This window comes from Mesorhizobium sp. P2_C7 (assembly GCF_056404515.1).
Genome location: NZ_JBFUDW010000009.1, coordinates 124982 through 150280 on the forward strand (window position 1 = coordinate 124982; position 25299 = coordinate 150280).

The 25299-nt window shown below is 62.6% G+C and carries 25 protein-coding genes; 11 read left to right on the plus strand and 14 right to left on the minus strand.

The window, feature by feature from the left end:
- The first annotated feature begins 150 nt into the window (after positions 1-150).
- The 3 genes from AC1D2G_RS19875 to rpoD all read left to right on the plus strand — a co-directional run bounded on the left by AC1D2G_RS19875 (position 151) and on the right by rpoD (position 5080).
- On the plus strand, positions 151-519 hold the full coding sequence (locus AC1D2G_RS19875) for an RcnB family protein (RefSeq protein WP_477416026.1): 369 nt from the start codon (positions 151-153) through the stop codon (positions 517-519).
- Between the two features lie 148 nt (positions 520-667).
- A complete protein-coding gene (gene dnaG / locus AC1D2G_RS19880; protein WP_477416028.1) occupies positions 668-2602 on the plus strand; it encodes a DNA primase in 1935 nt (644 codons plus the stop codon).
- Between the two features lie 456 nt (positions 2603-3058).
- Positions 3059-5080, plus strand: a complete 2022-nt coding sequence (gene rpoD, locus AC1D2G_RS19885) for an RNA polymerase sigma factor RpoD (RefSeq protein ID WP_095090975.1) — start codon at positions 3059-3061, stop codon at positions 5078-5080.
- Between the two features lie 117 nt (positions 5081-5197).
- Here the strand turns inward: rpoD and AC1D2G_RS19890 are convergent, their stop codons facing one another.
- Entirely contained in the window at positions 5198-6256 is a 1059-nt protein-coding gene (locus AC1D2G_RS19890; protein ID WP_477416030.1) for a TauD/TfdA family dioxygenase, read from the minus strand.
- 318 nt (positions 6257-6574) lie between these two features.
- Here AC1D2G_RS19890 and AC1D2G_RS19895 point away from each other — a divergent pair, with 318 nt between their 5' ends.
- The 3 genes from AC1D2G_RS19895 (at position 6575) to AC1D2G_RS19905 (ending at position 8464) form a co-directional block, all read left to right on the plus strand.
- Positions 6575-6868 carry a GYD domain-containing protein gene (locus AC1D2G_RS19895; protein ID WP_095091717.1) on the plus strand — a complete coding sequence of 98 codons (294 nt, stop codon included), beginning with the start codon at positions 6575-6577 and terminating at the stop codon, positions 6866-6868.
- A 104-nt stretch (positions 6869-6972) separates the two neighbouring features.
- A complete protein-coding gene (locus tag AC1D2G_RS19900) occupies positions 6973-8031 on the plus strand; it encodes a DMT family transporter (RefSeq protein WP_477416032.1) in 1059 nt (352 codons plus the stop codon).
- Positions 8032-8071: 40 nt separating this feature from the next.
- Complete coding sequence (locus AC1D2G_RS19905; RefSeq protein ID WP_477416034.1) at positions 8072-8464, plus strand: thiol-disulfide oxidoreductase DCC family protein; 393 nt, start codon at positions 8072-8074, stop codon at positions 8462-8464.
- 66 nt (positions 8465-8530) lie between these two features.
- On the opposite strand, the gene AC1D2G_RS19910 is transcribed toward AC1D2G_RS19905, so the two are convergent.
- Positions 8531-8788, minus strand: coding sequence for a DUF2798 domain-containing protein (locus AC1D2G_RS19910; protein ID WP_477416036.1), 258 nt, complete (start codon positions 8786-8788; stop codon positions 8531-8533).
- Positions 8789-9060: 272 nt separating this feature from the next.
- Between AC1D2G_RS19910 and AC1D2G_RS19915 the strand changes: the two genes are divergently transcribed.
- Both AC1D2G_RS19915 and AC1D2G_RS19920 read left to right on the plus strand, forming a co-directional pair.
- A complete protein-coding gene (locus AC1D2G_RS19915; RefSeq protein WP_477416038.1) occupies positions 9061-9738 on the plus strand; it encodes a PadR family transcriptional regulator in 678 nt (225 codons plus the stop codon).
- Positions 9739-9970: 232 nt separating this feature from the next.
- Positions 9971-10267: an HlyU family transcriptional regulator gene (locus AC1D2G_RS19920; protein ID WP_477416040.1), complete on the plus strand. Its 297-nt coding sequence runs from the start codon at positions 9971-9973 to the stop codon at positions 10265-10267.
- A gap of 61 nt (positions 10268-10328) precedes the next feature.
- Here AC1D2G_RS19920 and AC1D2G_RS19925 read toward each other — a convergent pair whose 3' ends face one another.
- The 5 genes from AC1D2G_RS19925 to AC1D2G_RS19945 all read right to left on the minus strand — a co-directional run bounded on the left by AC1D2G_RS19925 (position 10329) and on the right by AC1D2G_RS19945 (position 15403).
- Positions 10329-11123 carry an ATP-binding cassette domain-containing protein gene (locus AC1D2G_RS19925; protein ID WP_477228121.1) on the minus strand — a complete coding sequence of 265 codons (795 nt, stop codon included), beginning with the start codon at positions 11121-11123 and terminating at the stop codon, positions 10329-10331.
- Positions 11123-12220 carry an ABC transporter permease gene (locus tag AC1D2G_RS19930; RefSeq protein ID WP_457152542.1) on the minus strand — a complete coding sequence of 366 codons (1098 nt, stop codon included), beginning with the start codon at positions 12218-12220 and terminating at the stop codon, positions 11123-11125. Before AC1D2G_RS19930 ends, AC1D2G_RS19925 begins: the two co-directional genes overlap by 1 nt.
- A 55-nt stretch (positions 12221-12275) precedes the next feature.
- The gene (locus AC1D2G_RS19935) at positions 12276-13232 is read right to left on the minus strand and encodes a rhizopine catabolism ABC transporter substrate-binding protein (protein ID WP_457152543.1); all 957 of its coding nucleotides are present in this window, start codon (positions 13230-13232) and stop codon (positions 12276-12278) included.
- Between the two features lie 156 nt (positions 13233-13388).
- On the minus strand, positions 13389-14288 hold the full coding sequence (gene iolE / locus AC1D2G_RS19940) for a myo-inosose-2 dehydratase (protein ID WP_477416042.1): 900 nt from the start codon (positions 14286-14288) through the stop codon (positions 13389-13391).
- The gene (locus AC1D2G_RS19945) at positions 14285-15403 is read right to left on the minus strand and encodes a Gfo/Idh/MocA family oxidoreductase (protein ID WP_477416044.1); all 1119 of its coding nucleotides are present in this window, start codon (positions 15401-15403) and stop codon (positions 14285-14287) included. Before AC1D2G_RS19945 ends, iolE begins: the two co-directional genes overlap by 4 nt.
- 98 nt (positions 15404-15501) lie before the next feature.
- Between AC1D2G_RS19945 and mocR the strand changes: the two genes are divergently transcribed.
- Positions 15502-16953: a rhizopine catabolism transcriptional regulator MocR gene (gene mocR, locus AC1D2G_RS19950; protein ID WP_477416046.1), complete on the plus strand. Its 1452-nt coding sequence runs from the start codon at positions 15502-15504 to the stop codon at positions 16951-16953.
- A 10-nt stretch (positions 16954-16963) separates the two neighbouring features.
- Here mocR and AC1D2G_RS19955 read toward each other — a convergent pair whose 3' ends face one another.
- Positions 16964-18166 (minus strand): MFS transporter, encoded by a 1203-nt coding sequence (locus AC1D2G_RS19955; protein WP_477416048.1) that lies wholly within the window; start codon positions 18164-18166, stop codon positions 16964-16966.
- Positions 18167-18413: 247 nt separating this feature from the next.
- Positions 18414-18872: an Lrp/AsnC family transcriptional regulator gene (locus AC1D2G_RS19960; protein WP_095090987.1), complete on the minus strand. Its 459-nt coding sequence runs from the start codon at positions 18870-18872 to the stop codon at positions 18414-18416.
- Positions 18873-19043: 171 nt separating this feature from the next.
- Here AC1D2G_RS19960 and AC1D2G_RS19965 point away from each other — a divergent pair, with 171 nt between their 5' ends.
- Entirely contained in the window at positions 19044-19778 is a 735-nt protein-coding gene (locus AC1D2G_RS19965; protein WP_477416050.1) for an AzlC family ABC transporter permease, read from the plus strand.
- The gene (locus AC1D2G_RS19970) at positions 19775-20074 is read left to right on the plus strand and encodes an AzlD family protein (RefSeq protein WP_095090988.1); all 300 of its coding nucleotides are present in this window, start codon (positions 19775-19777) and stop codon (positions 20072-20074) included. The genes AC1D2G_RS19965 and AC1D2G_RS19970 overlap by 4 nt, the downstream gene beginning before the upstream one ends.
- Positions 20075-20136: 62 nt before the next feature.
- Here the strand turns inward: AC1D2G_RS19970 and AC1D2G_RS19975 are convergent, their stop codons facing one another.
- The 5 genes from AC1D2G_RS19975 to AC1D2G_RS19995 are packed head-to-tail and all read right to left on the minus strand — an operon-like array spanning position 20137 to position 25238.
- Positions 20137-21195, minus strand: a complete 1059-nt coding sequence (locus AC1D2G_RS19975; protein WP_477416052.1) for an ABC transporter ATP-binding protein — start codon at positions 21193-21195, stop codon at positions 20137-20139.
- 46 nt (positions 21196-21241) lie between these two features.
- Positions 21242-22174 carry a 3,5-dioxohexanoate:acetyl-CoA acetone transferase gene (gene kce / locus AC1D2G_RS19980; protein ID WP_477416054.1) on the minus strand — a complete coding sequence of 311 codons (933 nt, stop codon included), beginning with the start codon at positions 22172-22174 and terminating at the stop codon, positions 21242-21244.
- A 31-nt stretch (positions 22175-22205) separates the two neighbouring features.
- Complete coding sequence (locus AC1D2G_RS19985; RefSeq protein WP_095090991.1) at positions 22206-23054, minus strand: carbohydrate ABC transporter permease; 849 nt, start codon at positions 23052-23054, stop codon at positions 22206-22208.
- Positions 23051-23986, minus strand: a complete 936-nt coding sequence (locus AC1D2G_RS19990) for a carbohydrate ABC transporter permease (protein ID WP_477398704.1) — start codon at positions 23984-23986, stop codon at positions 23051-23053. Before AC1D2G_RS19990 ends, AC1D2G_RS19985 begins: the two co-directional genes overlap by 4 nt.
- 1 nt (position 23987) lies before the next feature.
- A complete protein-coding gene (locus AC1D2G_RS19995; protein WP_477416056.1) occupies positions 23988-25238 on the minus strand; it encodes an extracellular solute-binding protein in 1251 nt (416 codons plus the stop codon).
- Positions 25239-25299: the final 61 nt, after the last annotated feature.

The following is a 25299-nucleotide window of genomic DNA, read 5'->3' on the forward strand; positions in this document are numbered from 1 at the left end:
ATCGCGCGTGTTTGGTCGCGATCTTTGCGAGGATGTTCAACTCTCCTAAATAAGCTAAGGAATTCATTACACAATTGTAATGCAGGTGTTCAGTTTCGGTTCATCGGTGGGTCACTATCCCTTGGGCATCGACAACCAAGGAGACTTCCAATGAAACGCATTGTCCTTTCCGCTCTCGCTTTCTCGATGCTGGCCGCCACGTCGCTCGCCGGCCAGGCCGCGCCGATGAATGCGCCGATCGCTCCGCGGTCGACCTACAGCCAGGTCGACTGGCAAAAGCCCGGCAAGCACGTCGACGTCAGGAAGCGTGTCGTGAAGAAGAAGAACGTCGTGAAGCGCAGCCATTGGCGCAATGGCCAGAAGTATTCCGGTTGGAGGCAGCACCGGCCGATCCGCGACTATGGCCGCTATGGCCTGCATCGTCCCGGCCGCGGCCAGGAATGGATCCGCGTCGGCAACGACTATGTGCTTGTCGGCCTCCTCTCCGGCGTCATTTTCGGCGCGCTTGCCGGGCAGTAAGTCCCGTCTGGGCCAGCACCCTGCTGGAGGTGAATGAAGGGCGGCCCGCTACGGCCGCCTTTTTGCCCTGTGGAAACCGGGCATCGTCCGCATTAGGGGTCGTCGGATTCCGCGGGCATGATTATATGGTGGGGAAACGAGTTTCCCGATGCGCTTTCCGCCCGCCTTCCTCGACGAGATACGCGACCGCGTTCCGATTTCATCGGTGATCGGCCAGCGCGTCGCGTGGGACAGGAAGAAGACCAACGCGCCGCGCGGCGATTATTGGGCCTGCTGCCCGTTCCATGGCGAGAAGAGCCCGTCCTTCCACTGCGAGGACAAGAAGGGCCGCTACCATTGTTTCGGCTGCTCGGTGTCGGGCGATCATTTCAAATTCCTCACCGAACTCGACGGCATGAGCTTTCCCGAAGCGGTCGAGAAGATCGCAGACATGGCCGGCGTGCCGATGCCTGTCCGCGATGCCCAGGAGGAGCGGCGCGAAAAGGAGCGCGCCAGCCTGACGGACGTCATGGAGATGGCGAGCGCCTTCTTCCAGGAGCGCCTGCAGGGGCCGGAGGGTGCGAAAGCCCGCGCTTATCTGCGCGATCGTGGGCTGACACCGGCCACGCAGCAATCGTTCCGGCTCGGCTTCGCGCCCGACAGCCGCAATGCCCTGAAGGAGCATCTCGCTGCCAGGGGTGTTCCCAAAGCCGATATCGAGGCCTGCGGGCTGGTGCGGTATGGCGACGACATTCCGGTCTCCTATGACTGGTTCCGCGACCGCATCATGTTCCCGATCCCGGATACGCGTGGCAAGATCATTGCTTTCGGGGGCCGCGCTCTGGCGCCGGATGCGTTGGCCAAATACATGAACTCGCCCGACACCGAACTCTTCCACAAGGGCAACGTGCTCTACAATTTCGCCCGTGCCCGCAAGGCGCTTGCCAAGGGCGGCACGGTCATTGCCGTCGAAGGCTATATGGACGTGATCGCGCTGGCGCAGGCCGGCTTCGAGAATGTCGTGGCGCCGCTCGGCACGGCGCTCACCGAAAACCAGCTCGAGCTGTTGTGGCGCATGGCCGGCGAGCCCGTGTTGTGCTTCGACGGTGACAAGGCCGGCCTAAAGGCTGCCTGGCGGGCCGCCGACATGGCCCTGCCGGCGGTGCAGGCGGGGCGCTCTGCGCGCTTCGCGTTGCTGCCGGAAGGCAAGGATCCCGACGACCTGGTCAAGGCCGATGGGCCGGACGCTTTCCGTTCCGTGCTGGCCGATGCGCGGCCGCTGGCCGACCTTCTGTGGATGCGCGAAACGGCCGGCGGCGTCTTCGACACGCCGGAGCGGCGGGCCGAGCTCGAAAAGACGTTGCGCGAACTGACCAGTCGCATCCGCGACGAAAGCCTTCGCTATCACTATCAACAGGAGATGCGCGAGCGCGTGCTGAGCTTCTTCGGCGCGCAGCGCGGTACAAGGCAAGGCCGCCAGGATGGGCGCCCGGGCCAAGGCAAGGCGCCGCCGCCGGGCGGACAATTCGCCAAGGCCGGCGGCGGACGTACGCCGATCACCGAGAGCCTCGGCCGCTCGGCGCTGGTCAAGCGCGGCAGCGAGGGGATGTCGATGCGCGAGGCGACGATCATCGTCGCGCTGGTCAACCATCCGGTGCTGATCGACGAGAATTTCGCACATATCGAGTTTCTCGATCTCGCCAACTCCGATCTCAGGCGGCTGCACGCCGCCATCCTCGACGCGATGGCGCATGACATGGCCAATGACCGTCAGGCCGTGGTGGCAATGATCGAGCGCGCCGGCTGCGCCGAGATCTGGGAGCGGGCGGTCGGGCTGATCCGGCGAATGCGGCATTGGCCGGCGCTGGAAACAGCAGCCCTCGAGGATGCCCGCGACGCTTTCAGCCAGGCCCTGCACTTGCAGCGCAGCGCGCGCACCTTACATAAGGAGCTGAAACAGGCGGAAGCGGCGCTCGCCACCGATCCCACAGACGAGAACTATCGGCACCTGATCGAAATTCAGGCGCAATTTCAGGATGTACAAGCGACGGAAGCGCTGATCGAAGGATTCGGCGTATCCTCGGGCAGGGCCGGGCGGGCTTAAAGCATGATCCCGAAAAGTGGGAACGGTTTTTCGTGCTTCCACCAAAAGAAAGACAGAGCCTTTGCCGGCCGATAGGGCAGGGACGGGCTCGGCAAGAGAGTGAAATGTGAAAGCGCTGTTGCGCGTCCAAATGGCGCGTGGCGGGGCTAAGTCGGGTAATTGATTCGCTTTTTTCATGCGAATCATGCGAGAGGCGCTTGACCTTCCGGCAGAATGGCGGAATCAGGACGATTCGAAACGTTAACCCGCACCCGCGTCGACGGGAAATAAACGATGTGAGGTACTGGTCACTGGACAGGCAAGCTGCCTGCCACAGATATCAGGGTTAATCTGGACTTAACGAGAGATGCAGTTACTGGCCCGGTGAAGCGCGACTCATAAGCGAGTGCATCCGATTTGACTGGTCCGACAGCTTACGCGGCTTTGATGTTCGGCCGCTAGGAGAAGATAAAGACTATGGCGACAAAGGAAAAGGAAGAGGTCGAAACCGAACGCGAAGGCGCCACCGATGGCCCTCTGCTCGACCTTTCCGATGATGCTGTCAAGAAGATGATCAAGGCCGCCAAGAAGCGCGGCTATGTCACCATGGACGAGCTGAATTCGGTGCTGCCCTCCGAGGAAGTGACCTCAGAGCAGATCGAGGACACCATGGCGATGCTGTCCGACATGGGCATCAACGTGGTCGAGGACGACGAGCAGGGCGAAGAGCCCGAGGCCGCAGACACTGCGGCTGATGCCGAGGAAGACGCGAACGAGCTGGCCGAGCAGACCGGCACCGCCGTTGCTGCCACCACCACCAAGAAAGAGCCGACCGACCGCACCGACGATCCGGTGCGCATGTATCTGCGCGAGATGGGCTCGGTCGAGCTTCTGTCGCGCGAGGGCGAAATCGCCATCGCCAAGCGCATCGAGGCCGGCCGCGAGACGATGATCGCGGGCCTGTGCGAAAGCCCGTTGACCTTCCAGGCCATCATCATCTGGCGCGATGAGCTCAACGAATCCAAGATCCTGCTGCGCGAGATCATCGATCTCGAAGCCACCTATGCCGGACCCGAGGCCAAGCAGGCGCCGGTGGTGGAGCGCATCGAGGAAGCCAAGGTCGAGGACAAGCCGCGCCGTTCGCGCGACGAGGAAGACGACGTCACCAATGTCGGCGCCGACACGCGCGGGCTGGTCGATGACGACGAGGAAGACGAAGACGAGGCCAGCCTGTCGCTGGCGGCGATGGAAGCGGAACTCCGCCCCCAGGTGATGGAGACGCTCGACGTCATCGCCGATACCTACAAGAAGCTGCGCAAGCTGCAGGACCAGCAGGTCGAGAACCGGCTGGCCGCGGCCGGCACGCTGTCGCCCAGCCAGGACCGCCGGCTGAAGGAGCTGAAGGACCAGCTGATCAAGGCGGTGAAGTCGCTTTCGCTCAACACCGCGCGCATCGAGGCGCTGGTCGAGCAGCTCTACGACATCAACAAGCGCCTGGTGCAGAACGAAGGCAAGCTCCTGCGGCTCGCCGAAAGCTACGGCGTGCGCCGCGAGGAATTCCTGAAGGAATATCAGGGCTCCGAGCTCGACCCGAACTGGACGCGCGCGATCGGCAACCTGACCTCGCGCGGCTGGAAGGAATTCACCAAGAACGAGAAGGACGCCATCCGCGACCTGCGCGCCGAAATCCAGCATCTGGCCACCGAAACGGCGATCTCGATCCTGGAATTCCGCAAGATCGTCAACCAGGTGCAGAAGGGCGAGCGCGAAGCCGCGATCGCCAAGAAGGAAATGGTCGAGGCCAATCTGCGTCTCGTCATCTCCATCGCCAAGAAATACACCAATCGCGGCCTGCAGTTCCTCGACCTGATCCAGGAAGGCAATATCGGCCTGATGAAGGCGGTCGACAAATTCGAATACCGCCGCGGCTACAAGTTCTCGACCTACGCGACATGGTGGATCCGGCAGGCGATCACGCGTTCGATCGCCGACCAGGCGCGCACCATCCGTATTCCGGTGCACATGATCGAGACGATCAACAAGATCGTGCGCACCTCGCGCCAGATGCTGCACGAGATCGGCCGTGAGCCGACGCCGGAAGAGCTGGCCGAAAAACTCGCCATGCCGCTCGAAAAAGTGCGCAAGGTGCTGAAGATCGCCAAGGAGCCGATCTCGCTCGAAACGCCGGTCGGCGACGAGGAGGATTCGCATCTAGGCGATTTCATCGAGGACAAGATGGCGATCCTGCCGATCGACGCGGCGATCCAGGCCAATCTGCGCGAGACCACCACGCGCGTGCTGGCCTCGCTGACGCCGCGCGAGGAGCGCGTGCTGCGCATGCGCTTCGGCATTGGCATGAACACCGACCATACGCTGGAAGAGGTCGGCCAGCAGTTCTCGGTCACCCGCGAGCGCATCCGCCAGATCGAAGCTAAGGCGCTCAGGAAACTGAAGCATCCAAGCCGTAGCCGGAAGCTCAGGAGCTTCTTGGACAGCTGAGCAGGGACGGCGTCGTCGCCGGCCAGCTCAATTGACGCCGATACCGATGCCTGCTGCGGTGTGCTCTTCGAAGGGCATCAACGCCGCGAAGGCCTGGGGCGTCCGCCCGCTGTCGATCTACCACAACGGCACGTTCAGGCGCGTCCCCTTGACGATGATGCCGCCCCGCTTGCCGATCTCTATTGAGCCGTAACGCTGCCTGAAGCACTCGGGCAGCGGTCGGTCGCCCGGCACTGACAACCACAGCCGCAGCATGTGGCGGCGCTTGTCCGGGTCCGGCCAATCCCGAAAGCCCATGCGATCGTGAAGCAGCGAATGATTGTAGACGAACTGCATGTCGCCGGGACGAAGCCGCATCGACAGGTTTAGTCTGGGATCATTGGCAAGGCTGTCGAAGAGATCCAGCGCTTCGATATGCGCGGCGCTGAGCCGCATGGCATCCGGGAAGCGTTGCGCGCTGTCGATGTACTGGCGCTGATAGATGCCGGTCAGCAATCCCGCATGCCAGTTGAGGACCGGGATTTCGAAGTAGGTTTTTTCCCCTTCCGGTATCTCGCCGCGCCGGTCGGTGGCGATCGGATCAAACAGCAGGCGGGTGAGGTCGGGCCGTTTCTTGCGCATCTCCTTGTAGATCGTCACTGTGCTCACCAGCAGGGACTCGCCGCCTTGCATGGCATCGCGCAGGCAGAGCAAACCAACAACATCGGCGGAGTCGGTGTGAAACGTCTGGCGCTCAGAGGTCTGGTAGATGCGCGTTGTGGCGTCCCTGGCGTCGGCGCCTATGTCGCGGACGTGGCCGAGGATATGGCCCTGGGCATTCTGGGATCGTGCGCTTCCCAGATGCGCGCCAATCCCGCAGAAAATCGTTGCCGCCATTTCCGCCGAATATCTCTCAACCGGGAGACCGCGAAGCACCTCGAAGCCAATGCCGGCGATCAGTTTTTCGCGAAGGGCGGCAAGATGGCCGACAAGCCGGGGCAAGGGGAAGTCAGCCTTGGTCAGGTTGCCGATGTCCTGCGAGCGGGCGAGAAAGCCGGTTGCCGCCAACTCCAGTTCCGCGACGTCGCCCGCGTCCAGTTCGACCAGCCAACGCTCAGGATGTTTCGCCATGTCATCGCCGGTCCATGCGGCAGGACTCTCGATCGATTCCGGCGGCAGGTCGATGGTTTCGCGCATGAAGCTCTCCGGCAGCTGGATCGGTCTCGGTTGCCGGCCGGGGATTTCCGCCAGATCGACGGCCACGACCGAGATTGCCGCAATCAGGCGGGTTTTAAAACCGGCTTTCTCTGGTCGGCGCCGACCGTCTTACGGCCGTCGCTTTGCCGCCGCCTCGCGAGGCTCGCCTTTAGCCAGCGACGGGCGTCGGCGCGGTAGTCCTTGCAGGATGTTCGCTGCGGGAGGATAATTTCGACGTCGGATGCATTTTCTGGGCGACAAACCCGGATGCCCGCCCCGGCGAAGCCGCCGTGCTCCGTGGCCCGGAGGGAGGTGTGCATGACAAGCTATATCGTGCTGATGAACTGGACGGAACAGGGCGCCAGAAATGTGCGCGATTCACCGAAGCGACTCGACGCCGCCAGGAAGCAGCTGGGAGACATGGGCGGATCGTTCAAGGCGTTCTACCTGACCATGGGTGAATACGACATGGTGGCCGTGGTCGAAGCGCCCGACGACGCGGTCCTGGCTCGCTTCTCGCTGATGCTGGCGGCGGCCGGCAACATCAGGACGCGGACGCTGAAAGCCTTCCCCGAATTTGCCTACCGCGAGATCATCACCTCGCTCGGGTAGTGCTCTCAGAACAGCGCGGAGGCTGAAGCGCTTCAGGTCCTTGTGTAATGCATGTCGCCCAAATCCGCTGCGCAGTTTTGGGCGACATGCACTAGGATGCGGCCATGTCCGAACCGAATTCACATGCGCATCTGTGGCCCGGCGTGCCGCTAGCTCTTGGCTCCGCCATCCTGTTCGGCGCTGCGCCGCCGCTGTGCAAGCTGCTGCTCGACAGCGTCAATCCCTTCATGCTGGCCGGTCTGCTCTATCTCGGCGCCGGCGCCGGGCTGGCCCTCTATCGCTCGGCTCGCGGCGGCGGCGGCGGCGAGGCGCAGCTGACCGCCAGGGACATACCATGGCTGCTGCTGGCGATCGGCGCCGGCGGCATCGTCGCGCCGGTGCTGCTGATGTTCGGCCTCGGCCTCAATACCGCATCCAGTTCTGCGCTGCTGCTTAATCTCGAAGGGTTGGCGACGATGGCGATCGCCTGGCTCGTCTACCGCGAGAATGTCGACCGCCGGCTGCTCCTGGGCGCCTTCGCCATCGTGGCCGGCGCCGTTCTGCTGTCGTGGCAAGGTGAGGGCGTTGCCTTCAACCTTGGTGCCGTGCTCGTCGCCGCGGCCTGCCTGGCGTGGGGGCTGGACAACAATTTCACACGCAAGATCTCGGCCACTGACCCTGTGGTGATCGCCATGCTCAAAGGGCTGGTGGCTGGTGTCGTCAATGTCGGGTTGGCGCTCGCCGGCGGGGCTTCGTTTCCGCCAGCGTCGATCGTCGCGGTCACCGCGGCTGTCGGCTTCTTTGCCATCGGGGTCAGCCTGGTGATGTTCATCGTGGCGCTGCGTCATCTCGGCACGGCACGGACAGGGGCGTATTACTCGCTCGCCCCCTTTATCGGCGCGCTGCTGGCAATCGCCATCCTGGGTGACGCCGTCACGCTCAAGCTGGCGGTCGCCGGGCTTCTGATGGCCTTCGGCCTCTGGCTGCATCTGTCGGAACGCCATGAGCACGAGCACGACCACGAGGAACTCGAACACGAGCACAGCCATGTGCATGACGAGCACCACCAGCACCATCATGACGGACCGGTGAGCGAGCCGCATTCGCACTGGCACCGGCATGCGCCCATGCGCCACCGGCATCCGCATTATCCCGACCTGCACCACAGGCATGGCCACGGCTGAGCATGACCCCAGAAAGCAGGTGCCGGGTTTTGGAAGGATCATGCCCGAGCAACGGACCAAGCCTTTGCTGACCGTCTGGTACAACACACGCTGCCCGGTTTGCGATGCCGGCATCAGCCGGCAAAAGCGGCGGCTGATCGAAGCGGTCAAGGCCGGACGGATCGTGTTTCGCGACATCAACCTTGAACCGGCGGCACTTGCCGGATTTGGCGCTTCGCTTGAGGATATCCGTCGCCGGCTGCACGCGACCGACGCTGACGGCCGACTGCTGGTCGGCGCCGATGTCGCCATTGCCGTGTGGCAGGCAACGCCGGGCGAGGGCTGGCTGGCGACGGTGTTCGGCAATCCGGTTGCCTTGCCGCTGACGCGTTTTGCCTATGATCGGTTCGCCGACCTGCTCTACGCCTGGAACCGGCGCAACGGCCGCTGGTAGCGGTTCCTCGTCGGCGACCGGGCGAAAGGAGGTCCGGAACCATTTGCGGACCTCCCTTTGGCGGACCTATCGGCCGGCCGGCTCGCAGAGCGCGCCGACGATGCGGCGCACCATCGGCAGCACCAGCAGCAGCGTTGGAAACGCCACCAGCCAGGACAGACCCCAGGCGGTCATCCAGATGGACGGCAGGCTGGGGTGGAAACCGAGGCTTTTCAGTGTCGAGATGAATGAGACAATGAAGGTCATCAACAGTGACAGCACCAGCGGGCTGACGATGGCAGCATAGCGCGCAGGCAGCTTCCTGCGCCGATTTCTTTCAGTCATTTTGGGAGTTTCCCTGAAGTGTCCGGTCCGTCGCATTTGGCATCCATTCGCCGGTTTTCGGCGCAATTGCCCGGAAAGACCGGGGTTGGATGCGTTGCTTGACGTCAGACGCTTACGGAGCAGCCGTGGCGCTCGCGGGCCTTCTAGCGGCGCGTTCCGGCAAAAGCAAGCCTCTGGAGTCGCATTCAGATACATCGTAAGATATATCTTGACTCCAGCGATTGGTGTGCCTAATTAAGATATATCGTAAGATAGAACTCAAGGAGCAATCAATGCACAAGCAATTCGGGCACAATCATTTCGGCGAGCGCATGTTCATGCACATGGCCGGCAAATTCGGCGGCCGTGGCGGCGGCTTTGGCCCGTTCGGCCATGGCGGTCGTGGCGGCGGACGCGGCGGGCCGGGCGACATGTTCCGCGCCGGGCGCATGCTGGCCGACGGCGATCTCAAGCTGATCACGCTGTCGCTGCTGGCCGAGGCACCGCGCCACGGCTACGACATCATCAAGGCGCTTGAAGAGCGCACCAGCGGCATCTACAGCCCGAGCCCGGGCGTGGTCTACCCAACGCTGACCTTCCTGGAAGAAGCCGGCTATGCCGCTTCCGCGGCCGACGGCAACAAGAAGGTGTTTTCGATCACCGAAGCCGGGCAGGCGCATCTCAACGACAACCGCGAGATGATCGACGGCGTGCTCGACCACCTCGAGCGCTTCGGCCGCAAGATGGCCAAGGCGCGCGACTGGTTCGGCTGGAACGACGAGCGCGAAGAGGGCGGGCGTCGCGGCGGTCGTGGTGGCCGCTCGGAAGCGCGCGACGAATTCCGCGCCGTGCGTCACCGGCTGCGTGCGGCTCTCGGCGATTTCGTCGATGCCCCGGCCGACAAGCAGGCCGAGGCGATCGCCATTCTCGAAGGTGCCGCCGAGGCGCTGGAAGCGCTGTCGCGCGGCTGAGGCCGCCCGTCCAGTACCGCCAAAAGCCAGAACAGGCAAAAGCTCGGGAACCCCCGGGCTTTTTGTCATTTCGATTGACCGGCCGCGGCAGGCTGACGAGATCGATCTGCCAGCCGACGTCTTCATCAGGGGGCTGGAATGCGGCGGCACATTCGCGCATTCTGGAACGACAGCGTCGTGAATCGCGAACAGGGCAGGCCGCGATTGCAGGGCGAACAGGGAGATTTGAGCGATGTCTTTTCTAAAACGTCTTTTCGGTGGCGGTGGCGAAGCCGAGGCGGGTGAACCAAAAAGTGCAGCGCCGGCCAAGCAGGTCGAGCACAAGGGGTTCCTGATCAGCGCCACGCCCTACAAGGCCGAGGGCCAGTACCAGACCTGCGGCGTCGTCTCCAAGGAGGTCGATGGCGTCGTCAAGGAGCACAAATTCATCCGTGCCGACCGCTTCGCCGGGCTCGACGACGCCGTCGACATCTCGATCAAGAAGGGCATCCAACTGGTGGACGAGCAGGGCGAGCGGATCTTCGGATAGGGCAGGACCGGTCGAGGCGACAATCGTCGGCTTTGCGCCAGCTGGTTGACCTTTACTTCCCCTACGCGGGGCTGCCTTTGACCGCTCTATTGAGTTCTTGTTCCAGGTCGACCAGTTCCTTGCCGCCGGCCATCAGATTGAGCAACTGATCGCGATCAATTTCGCTTTTCGCGTAGGTGCCGGTGCATCTGCCGCGCTTCAACAAGGTAAAGCGGTCGCCGACCACATAGGCGTGATGAACGTTGTGGGAAATGAAGATGACGCCGATGCCGCGCGCCTTGGACTGGACGATGAGCTTCAGGACGACGGATGCCTGATGGACCCCCAGCGCCGATGTCGGCTCATCCAGGATCAGCACCTTGGCGCCGAAATAAACGGCGCGGGCGATGGCTAGGCACTGCCGTTCCCCGCCCGAAAGCGTGCCGACAGGCTGTTCCGGATCGCGCAGCTGGATGCCCATCGCCGACAATTCGTCATACGCGGTGCGGTTGGCGAACTCGGCGTCAAACTGGCTGATCGGGCCGAACTTGCGCATTGGCTCGCGCCCGAGAAAAAAGTTTCGCGCCACGCTCATGAGCGGCACCAAAGCCAAGTCCTGATAGACCGTTGCGATGCCGCTGTTGCGCGTATCGGCCGGTGACGCAAACCTCGTCGGCTTGCCCTGGACGCGGATTTCACCCTCGTCTGGCGCGTAGACGCCGGACAGCGTCTTGATCAGCGTCGACTTGCCCGCGCCGTTGTCGCCGAGCAGGCAATGGACTTCGCCCGGACATACGTCGAACGACACATCCTTCAGCGCAACGACCGATCCGAAATACTTGCTGACCGACTTCAGTTCGACATAGGGCTCGGCCATCACCGGCTCCTCATGGCGCGGTTGCGCACATAGCTGTTGAACAGCACGGCGATGACCATCATGGCGCCCATGAACAGCTTGAACCAGTCCGTGTCTATGCCGGTGTAGAAGATGCCCATCTGCACCACGCCGAAGATCAATGCGCCGAACATGGCGCCGACGGCCGATCCGTAGCCGCCGGTGAGCAGCGTGCCGCCGATGACGACGGCTATGATGGCCTCGAATTCCTTCTGGGTGCCGCGCAGCGTGTCGGCCGAGCCGGTGACCAGGACCTGGATCGCAGCAAAGAGCGCGGCCGCCATGGCCGTCATGACGAACAGCGTGATCTTGGTGCGCGCCACCGGTACACCGAGGTTGCGCGCGGCGTTGGCTTCACCGCCGGCGGCGAAGATCCAGTTGCCGAAGCGGCTGCGCGTCAGCAACCAGGTGCAGATCAAGGTCAATGCGATCCACCAGACGATCGACACCGGAATGCCGGAAATCGACGGCAGTCCGTCCGCCCGCTTGCCGACCAGGCCGATGTCCGAAAGCCAGGCGATCAGGCCGGAAAACACCTGGCCTGAAAACAGGCTGTTGAGAGGATCGTTCAACGCCAGTTCATGCACGCCCGAAACCTGGGTCCGCCCGGATATGCCGCGCGTGAGACCGAGCGTCAGGCCGCGCAGCATGAACAGGCTTCCGAGCGTCACGATGAAGGAGGGCAGCCCGGTCTTGACGACGGCGAGCCCGTTGAGCGCACCGATACCGCCGCAAACAGCGAAGGAAAACAGCAGCGAAAGCCAGATGGGCCAGCCCCAGAATACGGAAGGGATCGCGATCAGGATCCCGGCAAAGCCAATCATCGAGCCTACCGACAGGTCGAACTCGCCCGCGATCATCAACAGGGCCACGGGTGCGGCGAGAATGCCAAGCTGGGCCGAGACCTCGAGGAAATTGATGATCCCCTTGGCACTGAAAAGTCCCGTATTTCCCGCCGTGATGGCGAAGAACACAAAGACCAGAACGGTCCCGGCCGCCGCGCCAAGTTCCGGCCTGCTCAACAGGCGGCTCAGCCGGGAGACGGACCGGATCCGCTCGTCGCGAACCTCTGCAGCCATGGATGCGTTACCTTCGTCGGTGAAAGCGGCCGGGCCGGGGCCCGGCCGCCAGCGGTTAACGCTTGCCCTGTTTTGCCAGATCGATGACCGAGGCGGCAGTATCCTTGGTGACGAAACCGGGGCCTGTCGGATAGTCGGCGATCGGCATGATCTTATACTTCTTCCAAAGGTCGAACATCGCGACCGGGATATAGCCCATGGCATATTGCTGGGCGTCAATGCCCCACTCCATCTTGCCGGCAACAACGGCCTGCAGGATAGTGGGAGACAGATCGAACGTGCCGGTTTTCACCTTGCCCGCGAGGCCCATTTCATCGAGCGCGGCCAGCGTTGGTTCGGCACCGCTGGCGCCGACAGCGAGAATGAACTGCGTATCGGCATGGGCGGTCATATAGGCGATCATGCGGTTCTTCATTTCAGTCGGGTCGATGACGCCGTTCATCACCGGAACATCGACGCCCAGACCCTTGGCAAAGCCCGCGCAGCGATCGTCAAGGCTGGAATTGCCCACCTCGTGATTGGCGCAGACCGCCTTGGTGAGGCCGAGCGCCTTGATGCGCTCGCCGGCCATGACGCCCGCCTGAAATTCGTCCTGTCCCATGAACAGCAGGCCGCCAAGATCATGGGTCAGCTTCGAACCGCCAGAGTCGATGACGATGACCGGGATGCCGGCGGCAACGGCATTCTTGACCGGACCTGAAAGGGCCGCGGCGTCGGGGATCGAAACAACCATCCCATCGGGCTTCGAGGCTGTAATGGCATCGATCATTTGCGCCATCTTGGCCATGTCGAATGTTTCGGGCGCCAGATATTCGGCCTTGACGCCCAGGGTCTTGGCCGCATCGTCCATGCCGTTCTTCACGACCGACCAGTAGGGGTCGCCGCTCTGGCCATGGGTTACAAACACCACGTGCGTATCATCGGCGGCCGCAAGACTGGTGGCCGCCGCCATCATCGTAACGCCGGCCAGCAGGCCGAGCGCAGGCTTTATTAATTTCGCAAGCGAAAACATAACAACCTCCTGTTTGTTTTCCGCCGCCGCAGTTACGGTCGGCAGTCCAGTTGCCCCTTCAAGGTGTGTTGTTATTCCATGACCTGAATCTTCGCACACCTCTGTCCAGTTTCATTCATCAGCACTGGTTCCCTGGAGGCCGAATAGTGGCCTCGATCATTCCCTGACAGTAAATCCGGCTTCCCCAGCCATGCGCGACAAATTCCGGAATCCCATTGTCGCATAGGTCAGCGGGTTGGCCTTGCTGGGATCCTGCTCGGCCTCGACGACCAGCCAGCCGCCGTAGCCGTTGTCGGCAAGCACGCGCAAAATCGAGGGATAATCGATGAACCCGTCGCCGGGAACGGTGAATATCCCGTCCATGACCGCTCCCATGAAACTCATGTCTTGCGCGCGGGCCCGATCAAGCACGGCCTTGCGCGCGTCCTTGCAATGCACGTGCACGACGCGCTTTACGTGCGCCCTGATCAAAGCCAGCGGATCGCCGCCCGAGAATATCGAATGGCCGGTGTCGTAGAGCAAGCCGACCGCCTCGCCGGTGTGGCGCATCAGTAGGGCCACCTCGGCATCGGTCTCGACGATGGTCCCCATATGGTGGTGAAAGGCCATGCGCACGCCGAAATCCGCCATCCGCTCGGCCAGCGCGGTCAGTTTGCGGCCGTAGGCCGGCCATTCCTGCGGGCTCAGTGCCGGGCGTTGCGAGATCGGTCCCCAGATGGCGTCATGGCGTCCGCGCGAGGTGTCGGCATAAACGACATGCGCCGCGCCCATATCCTTCAACAGCTGGAGATGCGGCATGATCGCATCCATTTCCGCGCTGACTTCCTTCTCGTCGCAGCGGCCATCATACCAGCCGGAAATCACGGCTAGGCCATAGCGCTCCATGATCGGCTTCAGCTCGGTCGACCGGCGCGGGAACTTGCCGCCAAGTTCAGTGCCGGAATAGCCGGCCTGTTTGGTCTCGCCGAGACAGACCTCAAGTGGCGTATCGCCGCCGAGTTCCGGCACGTCATCATTGCTCCAGGTGATCGGGTTTATGCCTATGCGAACCGTCACGGGCGAGCTCCTGATTGCTTGAGCTGGGCAAGGTGGCGCCGGGTGAGCCCGGCCAGCAGCTTCATGTCGCGACGCGCCTGCTCGGCGGTGTTACGCACCGGCGTGCCTTCGACGATCGCCGACCAGAAACCCTTCAACTCCTCGACAAACGCCTCTTCGTATCCGCTGCGGATGTCGCGGCTGGAAAGCGTGTGGCCGTCGCTGGTGCGCAGGGTCAGCCGTGTCGGTTGGTGGTTGAGATAGGGCGAGGGGAATTCCAGTTCGAGCGAGGCTTTGTCGAAGTAGAGCGTTATGCGCTCTCGGTAGTCGGCGAGCCCAGGTACGGCCAGATGCACCATGTTCCACAGCGCCTGGCCACCGAGCAGCCGCACGGCACCCTGGCCGCCTTCACCCCTGGCAAAAAGCGAGGCGCCGACAATGTCGCCATCTGTGACGCCGAGCGCATCGAGCAGCCCGTGGACGGCGTTCACGTCGTGCACGATCGCTGAACAATAGGCGCCGACAAAACCACGAAAGGCGTCGGGATCATCCAGTCCAGGCACCGCTCGATCCACCTGCTCGCGCTGCCTGGCTTCGGTCGCGGCAACCAGATCCACCGCGACGTCGTCACCCCTGCATGTGGAATGGTGCCGCACGAACGGCCAGGCGTCGGGATCGTTGACCTCGACCGAAATGTAGCGAAGCGTCCGCGCCGTGCCCGGCAGCATCTTCAGCGCCGCCTCGTAGCTCGGATCGAAACGCTTCATGTAGCCAACCTGAAGCACCTTGCCGGCGCGATCCCTGGCGGCGATCAGGTCGTCGATGTCCCCGGCGCTGTAGCAAAGCGGCTTTTCGCAGAAGACGTGCAGCCCCCGGGCGAAGGCGGCGAGAGCCTGTTCCCAGTGCAAGGCATCGGGGGAGGCTATGACCACGGCGTCAAGGGGCATCGCTAGAAGTCCGTCGAAATCGGCGAATGTAGCAAGGCCGAATTCCTCGCCGACAAAGGCGCGGGTTTTGCGCGAAGGATCGTAGACACCGAGAATCTTGAACTGCCGGTGCAATTTGAGCAGATTCGGGATGTGCTCGACCTGGGCGACGCCACCCGCACCGATCACTCCCACCCTTATGCACTGCATTGGTCAGCCCCACCTGAACCTGAACGCATTTTTCTTGAGCGTAGGACTGCTTTGGTTCCATTGTTAGAACCAGTTTGCATTGATTTTTCGGAACCACGATGAAGACGAGTTTTCCAATCGACGGCATTGCGCTGGATCGCGGCAGTTCCGCCAACCTGCACAGGCAGCTCTACGTCCAGTTGCGCGGTCTGATCGAACGGCGCGTGCTGCCGAGCGGCCATGCGCTGCCCTCGACACGGGTCATGGCGCGGGATCTGCAGGTGGGCCGCAACACGGTGATTGCCGCTTGCGACCAGCTGGCGCTGGAGGGTTATCTGGCGATAAGGCCACGCCGGCCCTCGGTGGTAATGGATCTGCCGACCCGTTCGACCGCGGCGGAGCATGTATCGGTCGAGGGTGAGAATCCGATATCATTGCGCGGGCAGGCCATGCTCGCCCAACCCTATCATCACGGCCGACCCGGCATGCTCGCATTTCATCCTGGCATGCCGGACCCGGATAATTTTCCGTTCAACACCTGGTCGAAACTGCTCAGCCGCCGCGCAAAATTTGCGCATATCGACCTTTTCGGGACCTATCACGTCAAAGGCTATCCACCTCTTTGCGAGGCTATCGCTCGCTATCTCACCGCGTCGCGGGGCGTTCAGTGCACCGCCGAGCAGATCGTCGTGACCAATGGCGCGCAGTCGGCGTTCGATCTTCTGGCCCGGCTGCTGATCGATGAAGGCGACACGGTGTGGATGGAGGAGCCGGGATACTACGGGGCGGGTTCGGCTTTCGTCTCGGCTGGGGCGAAACTGGCGCCGCTGCGCGTGGGCAATGCAGGCTGGAACCTCGATCCACCTCCTGTCATTCCGCGCATGATTTTCGTAACGCCCTCCTGCCATCATCCGCTCGGCATAACCATGCCGATGGAACAGCGGCTCAATCTCCTGCACATGGCCGAGACTTGGCGGTCATGGATCATCGAGGACGACTACGATGGCGAATACCGTTTTCAGGGGCAACCTATACCGGCGCTGCAGGGCATCGGCGCGTCGAACCGCGTGGTCTATGTCGGTACCTTCGCGAAAATCCTGTTTCCGGCCATGCGCCTCGGCTTTCTGGTGGCGCCCAAGGCGATAGACCACACAATCGTCTCGGCGCTGAGCGTGACCGGCCAGTTCGCCCCATTGCTTGCCCAGGCAGCACTGGCGGACTTCATGAACGAGGGGCACTTTACCCGCCATCTCAGGCGCATGCGACGCCTCTATGCGGACAGGCGGCAGTTCTTCCTGGAGAGCGCTCAAAGGCATCTCGGAGAATGGCTGGTTTTCCATTCAACCGAATCCGGCATCCAGGTTGTCGGCATTTTCCGCGATAGATGTAACGACGCGGCGATTGCCGAGGCGTTGCTCCAACAGGGGATCAACGTCTCGGCTCTATCGATCCAGTACCGTCACGGCTCGGAACAAAACGGGCTTGTCATGGGCTTTGCGGCTGCCGATGCGCAGACAACCGAAAGGACGATGCAAAAATTTCGAGCCGTGCTGCAAGCCCATTTCGGCTAGACTCCAAAGATCACGCCGTCTGCAACTCCCGGCGCGGCAGCGGCGGGAAGGCGATCGCGATGCCGACCGCGCCAAGGCCGATGATGGCCGAGCCGATGAACAGCCAGGAATAGTTGGCGTAGGCATCGAACACCATGCCGCCGGCCAGCGGACCGAGCGCCATGCCGAGGCTGGACAGCATGGTCGCGGCGCCGAACACGGTGCCGAGGATGCGCTGGCCGAAATATTCACGCGCCAGCACCGCATAGAGCGGCATCACGCCGCCATAGGTGGCGCCGAAGATAACGGCCAGCATGTAGAACTGCTCGAGCTGGCTGATGCTGAGATAGGCGGCAATGACGATCGCCTGGATCGCCAGGCCCGCGATCAGCACCGGCTTGACGCCGAGCCGATCGGCAAGCACGCCGTAGAGAAGCCGCCCGCCAAGCCCAGCCAGGCCCTCGACGCTGTAGATCGAGACCGCCGCCATGGGCGCCACGCCGCACAGCATGGCATAGCTGACCATATGGAAGATCGGCCCGGAATGGGCAGCACAGCAGGCAAAGAAGGTCAGCCCGAGCACGATGAATTGCGGTGAGCGCAGCGCCTGGCCGGCCGTCAGGCCGGCGCCTTCGGCAACCGGTGCGGAACCGATTTCGGCCACGGCTGGCTTCGGCGGCTGGCGGACCAGCAGCACGGCCGGCAACAGCAGCACCCATGCGGTGATGCCGATGTCGAACATGGCCGTGCGCCATTCATAGGCCGAGATCAGCCAGCGGGCGAAGGGCGAGATCGTCATGGGTGCTACGCCCATCCCGGCCGAGACCAGCGAGACGGCAAGGCTGCGGTTGGTGTCGAACCAGCCTGATGTCAGCGCGATCATCGGCGCGAAGAAGGCACTGGCCGCGAGGCCGACCAGCACGCCGTAGGTGATCTGGAAGGTCAGCAGCGAGCCGGCGCGGCTGGCCAGCACCAGCGCCAGCCCGAGCAGCACCGCGCCGATCGTCACGACGATGCGGGCGCCAAAACGGTCGGACAGGGCGCCCCAGGCGAAGCCGCCAAGGCCCATCACCAGGAAGTTGAGGGTCATGGCGCTCGAAATGCCGGCGCGCGACCAGCCGGTGTCGATCGCCATCGGCTCGAGGAATATCGCCAGCGAAAACATCGTGCCGATGGCGACACAGGACATCAGCGCGCCAGCCGCGACGATGACCCAACGATAGGAAAGGCTCATGTTTTTCTCCCATGCCAGAGGGCAGCGCAACGCGCTGCTTGCGTCCGAAGGACGCTGGCTCTGAGGCCGATCCTACAATTCCGGTTGCATTTTTTATCCAGTCTAACTGGCGCCTTTTCCGGTCGTCCCTGCCGCGTTCTACAGGCGGCGTGTCACGCTCCCAGAACCGCCTCGCACTTTTGGGCGACATGGTTTTTGGACGCATGTCGTGGTCCCAAAACCGCTTCACACTTTCGGGTGACATGCGTCATAGCGGCAGTTCGGATGTGTATTTGATCGTCTGGCTGGGGACGTCGGTCTTGACGTTCTGCACACCCTTGATGCGGCTCAGATGCTCCGACTGGAAGCGGCGGTAATCGTCGATGCCGGCCGCCACCACGCGCACCAGGGCATCGCAATCGCCGAGCATCAGATAGCATTCCATCACCTGCGGCAGCTTGGCCACTTCGGTGGCGAAATGCTCGATCGTGTCCTCGTCCTGCTGCTTCAGCCAGATGCGGGTGAAGAAGGTCAGCCCCTTGCCGATGCTGGCTGGGTTGAGCACGGCGACGTAGCGGTCGATGACGCCGGCCTCCTCCAGCAGCTTCACGCGCCGCAGGCAAGGCGATGGCGACAGCCCGACCTCGTTGGCCAGATCATTGTTGGCCATGCGGCCGTCGCGTTGCAGTGCCCGCAGGATGCGCTTGTCGATCTCATCCAGCTTCATGGCTACAGATTCCATTTTCTTGGCGACTTGTGACACTCAATGCCAACATCAAATGAAATACAACAATCTTCGCAACCAAATTGCTGGACGGTGTTGGTATGTTTGCCGCCGACATCACTGATTTCAAACGCAATTGGAAGCGGCGGCCGCGAGGCCGACCGATGGCAAATCATGAGCATTTCACAGGCAGTCGAGGCGGCAGGCGATGGTTCGACGTCCGAGTTCCGCCGTGGCGTGGCGTCATGCGCGCCGGTGCTGTTCGGCACCATCCCCTATGCGCTGGTGCTCGGCGCCCAGGCCACCCAAAAAGGCTTGAGCGTCGTCGAACTCTCGGCAATGACAGGGCTGAATTTCGCCGGCGGCTCGGAATTCGCGGCGATCCAGCTGTGGACGTCGCCGCCGCACATCGTGCTCATCGTCGCCATCACCTTCCTGGTCAACAGCCGGCACCTGCTGATGGGGGCGGCATTGGCGCCGTTCCTGCGTCACCTGCCGCGGCGCAAGATGTTTCCGGCGCTGTTCTTCCTATGCGACGAGAGCTGGGCGCTCGGGCTTGCCGACGCCAGGCAGCGCGCCGCGGCTGGTATCACGCCAGCCTTCAGCCCGCGCTACTATATGGGTGCGGCGCTGGCGATGTATCTCACCTGGGTGGCCTTCACCACGCTGGGTGCCTTGCTCGGCCCGATGCTGGGCCATGTCGAGACCTATGGTTTCGACATGGCGTTCCCGGCCGTCTTCCTGGTGTTGATGCGCGGCATGTGGAAGGGCGTAGCCGCCGCGCGGCCCTGGCTGGTCAGCCTGGTCGTCGCCGCGCTGACCTATCTCATGGTTCCCGGCGCCTGGTATGTCGCGGCGGGTGCGGTGTCGGGGCTGGTCTCGGCCTGGTTCTTCTGGAGGGAAGCATGATCGACGCGACGACCCTTTTCACGATCGTGCTGATGGCCGGCGTCACCTATCTGACCCGGATCGGCGGCTATCTCGTGCTGCGCAACCGCACGCTCAGCGTCCGTGCCACGGCGGTGATGGAGGCGGCGCCCGGCTGCGTGCTGATCTCGGTGATCGCACCGGCCTTCGTGTCGAGGAACCCGGCTGACCTTCTGGCGCTGGCCATCACTTTTGTCGCCGCAACACGGTTCTCCATGCTGCCGACCGTGCTGATCGGGGTCGCCTCGGCGGGCATTCTGAGGCATCTGATCGGCTAGGACAAAAAGGGCAGGCGCCGGCGTCTGCCTTTTCTCATCGGTGGCTATCTTGCCGCCGCGATCTATTGGATCGCGGACGTGATGCGCCGACCCTCGGCGTTGAACAGATGGAGCTGCGTCAGGTCCGGGGCCAGGAAAACGTGCTGACCCGGCATCACGCGGATCCGCTCGCGCAGCAGCGCGCTCAGCGTGTTGTTGCCGGCTTTGGCAATGACAAGGGTTTCCGAGCCGGTCGGCTCGACCACTTCGACAACTGCCGGCACGCCGCTGTCGGAAAGCCTGAGATGTTCGGGCCGGATGCCCCAGGCGACGGCGCTTTCGGTCTGTTCCGGCACAGGCAGCGGGAAGACGATGCCGTCTCCGGTGGTGAAGCCGTCGGCGGTGCTGCGCCCTTGCAGGATGTTCATCGCCGGCGAGCCGATGAACTGGGCTACGAACAGGTTGGCCGGCCGGTCGTAGAGGTCGAGCGGGGCGCCGACCTGTTCGACGATACCGCCATTCATGACGACGATCTTGTCGGCCATGGTCATGGCTTCGACCTGGTCGTGAGTGACATAGACGATGGTGGTTCCCAGGCGCTGGTGCAGCGCCTTGATTTCGGTGCGCATCTGCACACGCAGCTTGGCGTCGAGGTTGGAGAGCGGCTCGTCGAACAGGAAGACCTTCGGCTCGCGCACGATGGCGCGGCCCATGGCGACACGCTGGCGCTGGCCACCGGAAAGCTGGCGCGGATAGCGCTCAAGCAGGTCCTGCAGTCCCAGGATTGTCGCGGCGCACGCAATCTTGTCGTCGATCTCGCGCTTGTTTTCCTTCTTCAGCGTCAACGCGAAAGCCATGTTCTCGCGCACGGTCATATGTGGGTAGAGCGCATAGTTCTGGAACACCATGGCGATGTCGCGCGATTTCGGCGCGATGTCGTTGATGACCTTGCCTTCGAGCGCGATCTCGCCGGTGCTGATGTCTTCCAGCCCGGCGATCATCCTCAGCAAGGTCGACTTGCCGCAACCGGATGGGCCGACGAGGGTGACGAATTCGCCCGAAGCAATGTCCACCGACACGCCGTGGATGACCTTCGCCTTGCCATAGGCCTTCTCGACATCGGTGATGGAAAGCGCGCTCATCGTGTCATCCTTGGGAAAGATCTGGCCTCGGGAAAAGAAAATCGTCTCAGAAAGAGACCTTGTCGCCGCCCTTGAGTTGCAGGATCCGCCGCGCCTCGTCGGGGGTGGCCACAGAGGCGCCGAGCCCCTCGATGATCTGGCGCACCTTGCGCACCTGCTCGGCGCTGGATTTCGCCAGCTGGCCCTTGCCGATCCACATGGAATCCTCCAGCCCAACCCGCACATTGCCGCCCAGCGCGATCGCCTGGGTGGCGATGGGCAGCTGGCTGCGCCCGGCGCCCAGCACCGACCAATGGTAGTCGTTGCCGAACAGGCGGTCGGCGGTGCGTTTCATATGTGCGACATCCTCCGGATGGGTGCCGATGCCGCCGAGGATGCCGAACACGCTCTGAACGAAGAACGGCGCCTTGACCAGGCCGCGCTCGACGAAATGGGCGAGCGTGTAGAGATGGCCGATGTCGTAGCACTCGATTTCAAAACGCGTGCCGTTTTCCGCGCAGGTGCGCAGGATGTACTCGATGTCGCCAAAGGTGTTGCGGAAGATGCGATCGCGCGACCCTTCGAGATATGGCCGCTCCCATTCGTGCTCGAAGGTCTTGAAGCGCTCCAGCATGGGATAGAGGCCGAAATTCATCGAGCCCATGTTGAGCGAGGCGACTTCCGGCGCAAAGGTCGCCGCCGGCTTGACCCGTTCCTCGACGCTCATCGTCGCGGCACCGCCGGTGGTGATGTTGATCACGCAGTCCGAGCGCTGCTTGATCACCTGCAAGAAGGGTGCAAAGGCCTCGGTCGACTGGTCGGGACGGCCATCGGCGGGATTGCGCGCGTGCAGATGGACGATGGCTGCACCTGCCTCGGCGGCTTCGATCGCGGCCTGTGCGATCTGCTCGGCGCTTACCGGCAGGTGCGGCGACATCGATGGCGTGTGGATCGAGCCGGTAACGGCGCAGGTGATGATGATCTTGTTCTGGTTGGCCACTTGAAAGGATCCTCGTCTATTTGACCGCGCCCTATTTGACCGCGCCTTGGGTGATGCCCGAGATGAACTGCTTCGAGAGCACGATGTAGAGCAAGGTGATGGGCAGTGCCGCCAGCGTCAGTCCGGTGAACAGGACGCCCCAGTCGGTGGTGAACTCGCCGACGAAGACGGTGAGGCCCTGCGGCAGCGTCTTGAGATCGTCCGAAGTGATCAACACCAGCGGGAAGAAGAAATCGTTCCAGATCGGAACCGCATTCTGGATCGCGACGATGACCAGAGCCGGGCGCGCCAGCGGCAGCATGATCGAGCGCATGATGCGAAATTCGCTGGCGCCGTCCATGCGCGCCGATTCTTCCAGTTCGCGCGGCAAGGTTCTGAGGAAGCCGGTCATGATGAACACCGCAGAAGGAATGCCCATGGCGACATAGACCAGCACCAGGCCGGCATAGCTGTCGACCAGTCCCAGCGTATCAAGCTGGATGAACAGCGGGATGATCGCCAGTTTCAACGGCACGGTCATGCCGCTCAGGAAAAACATCAGCACCAGCGCGCTCAGCCTGAACTGGTAGCGGGCGATCGCGTAGGCGGCCATGGTGCTGAACAAGAGGATCAGAGCTACCGCTGCCGTGGTGATGCCGACCGAATTGGCGAGGTAGCGGACGAAGTTGGTCTCGGTCCACACACGTTCGGCATTGGTCAGCGAAAAGCTCGACGGCATGGCGAAGGGCGAACTGAATATCTCCGCATTGGTCTTGAAGGACGAGATCACCATGACGAACAGCGGATAGATCATGATGACGGCATTGAGCGCCAGCATCAGCTGGATGGCGCCGTTCTTCAACAATTCGCCGCGGTCCCGGCTGCCGGCTGCTGCGCTCACAGTTCGATCTCGCGACGGCGCAGGTAGCGAAGCGCGATTGCGGTGACGCCGGCAACGATGATGAACATCATCACGGCCAGTGCGCTGCCCTGGCCGAAATCCTGGATGCCCGTCGTCGTACTGCCGAAGGCGGTGCGGTAGAAATAGAGGCCGAGCACATCGGTGGCGCCGCCGGGTGAGCCGGTAAGGCCAGCCATGACATAGGGAATTTCGAACCAGTTGAAGCTGCCGATGAAGGTCAGGATGGTGACGATGGTGACGCTCGGCGCAATCAGCGGCCAGATGATCCGGGTCATCAGCACATAGTCGCCGGCGCCGTCGAGACGAGCGGCCTCGATCACTTCCTTGCCGACGCGCTGCATGCCGGCCAGCAGGACCAATGTCGGGAAGCCGAGCCAGTGCCAGATGTTGGTGAACAGGATGCTGCCCAAGGCGGTCGATTCATTGCCAAGCCACGGGATGGCGCCGATGCCGACAAGCGCCAGCGTCTGGTTCACCAGCCCGAACAGCGGATGCAGGAACAGTTTCCACAGGAAGCCGACGATGACCGCCGACAGCACGACAGGAAGAAAGACGATAACCTGATGGATGCGATGGCCGGGCAACGCCTTCAACAATGCGTAGGCGAGCAGGAACGCGGTGCCATTCTCGAATACCATCAGTGCCACGAAGGCGATGATGTTGTGCTTCAGCGCATTGTAGGTCCAGTCGCTGTACGGCGTCTCGAACAACACCTTGCGGAAGTTCTCGAAGCCGACGAAGCCGGTGGGCTGCAAGCCGTTGAACTCATAGAAGGCAAGGCGGAAGGCCGACAGCAGGGGCCAGAGTACGAACAGCACCATGACCACCAGGGCCGGCGTCAGCAGCGATGCGATCCAGAGTGACCGGCGCCACGGGAAGGCTTTTGCAGTGTGGCGCCGGCCGTTGTTCATTTCACTTGCCCTGGAAAGGCTTGTACCACTTGGCGAGCCCGTTGGTCAGGTCGGCGGCCAACTGGTCCGGGGTGATCGAACCCGACATCATCTTGGTGATGTCGCCCTGCAGCAGCTCCGATCCCGTCGGCTTCTCGAAACGGAAGTAGACGACATTGATATGCGGCATGGCCGTCTCGTTCAACTTGGCGACGTGGGCGAGCAGTTCGTCCTTGATGACGACGCCCTTGATGGGCGAGATGTTGCCGAGCAAGGCCGAGAACTTGTCGCCGAACTCCTTGGTGCCCATCCAGTTGACCAGCTTGAGCGCGGCCTCCTTGTTGGCTGACTTGGCGTTGACGGCATAACCGCCGTCGAAGAATTTGGTCACTTGTGGCGTGTCGCCGGCCTTGGCCATTGGCGGCGCAACGAAGTCCATGTTGATCGCCGGGTTCTGGGTCCTGTAGGTGGCGATATCAAAGCTGCCGCCGGCCAGCATCGCCGCCTTGCCGCTGATGAACAGCTGGCCCGCGGTTTCATAGTCTATGCCTTCGAAACCGGGAGGCATGTAGTCGCGCAGCTCGAGCAGCTTGCCGAGTGCAGCGACATAGCGCGGGTCCTTGAAGGTAGTCTTGCCCGAAGCCAGGTCGGTGACAAAGTCCTGGCCGAGGAAGGGGTTGGTGAAGATGGCCACGAACATCTCGTTGAACCAGCTTGTGCCCATGCCGTTGGCCAGGGGATAGATGCCCTTTTCCTTGAGCGCCTTGCTGACGGTGATGAACTCATCCCATGTGGTCGGCGGGGTCAGCCCGGCCTTGGCGAAGACATCCTTGTTGATGAACAGACCGAGCGTCTGCGAGGCGAAGGGCAGTGAATAGACCTTCTTGTCGGCGCGGTAGGTGCCGGCCACCAGCGCATCGGCGGGCTGGTTGGCGAGCGAGGGCACGGTGGTCATGTCCTGCGGCTCGAAATAGCCAGCCTTCACGAACTGCTCCAGCCAGCCATAAGCGTGGGTGTGGATGACGTCACCGCCCTTGCCGGCGGCCAGCGCCGTCGAGACGATCGTCGGATAGTTCTCGTCCGGGAAGGACTCGAACTTCACATGGATGTCCGGGTTGGCCTTGGTGAAATCGGCGAAAAGTTCGTTGTAGGCGGCCTTGTCTTCCTGGCGCCACGTCCAGAACGAGATGTCGGTAGCATGCGCCACGCTTGCTGCGAGTCCCCATGCGAAAGACGCGGCCGCGAGGGCCAGGCCAATCCTTCTCCTGCTCATGTTGCAATCTCCCAATGCGCTTGATGCGCTTTTTACGACGATTATCAAATCATAGTTCTTG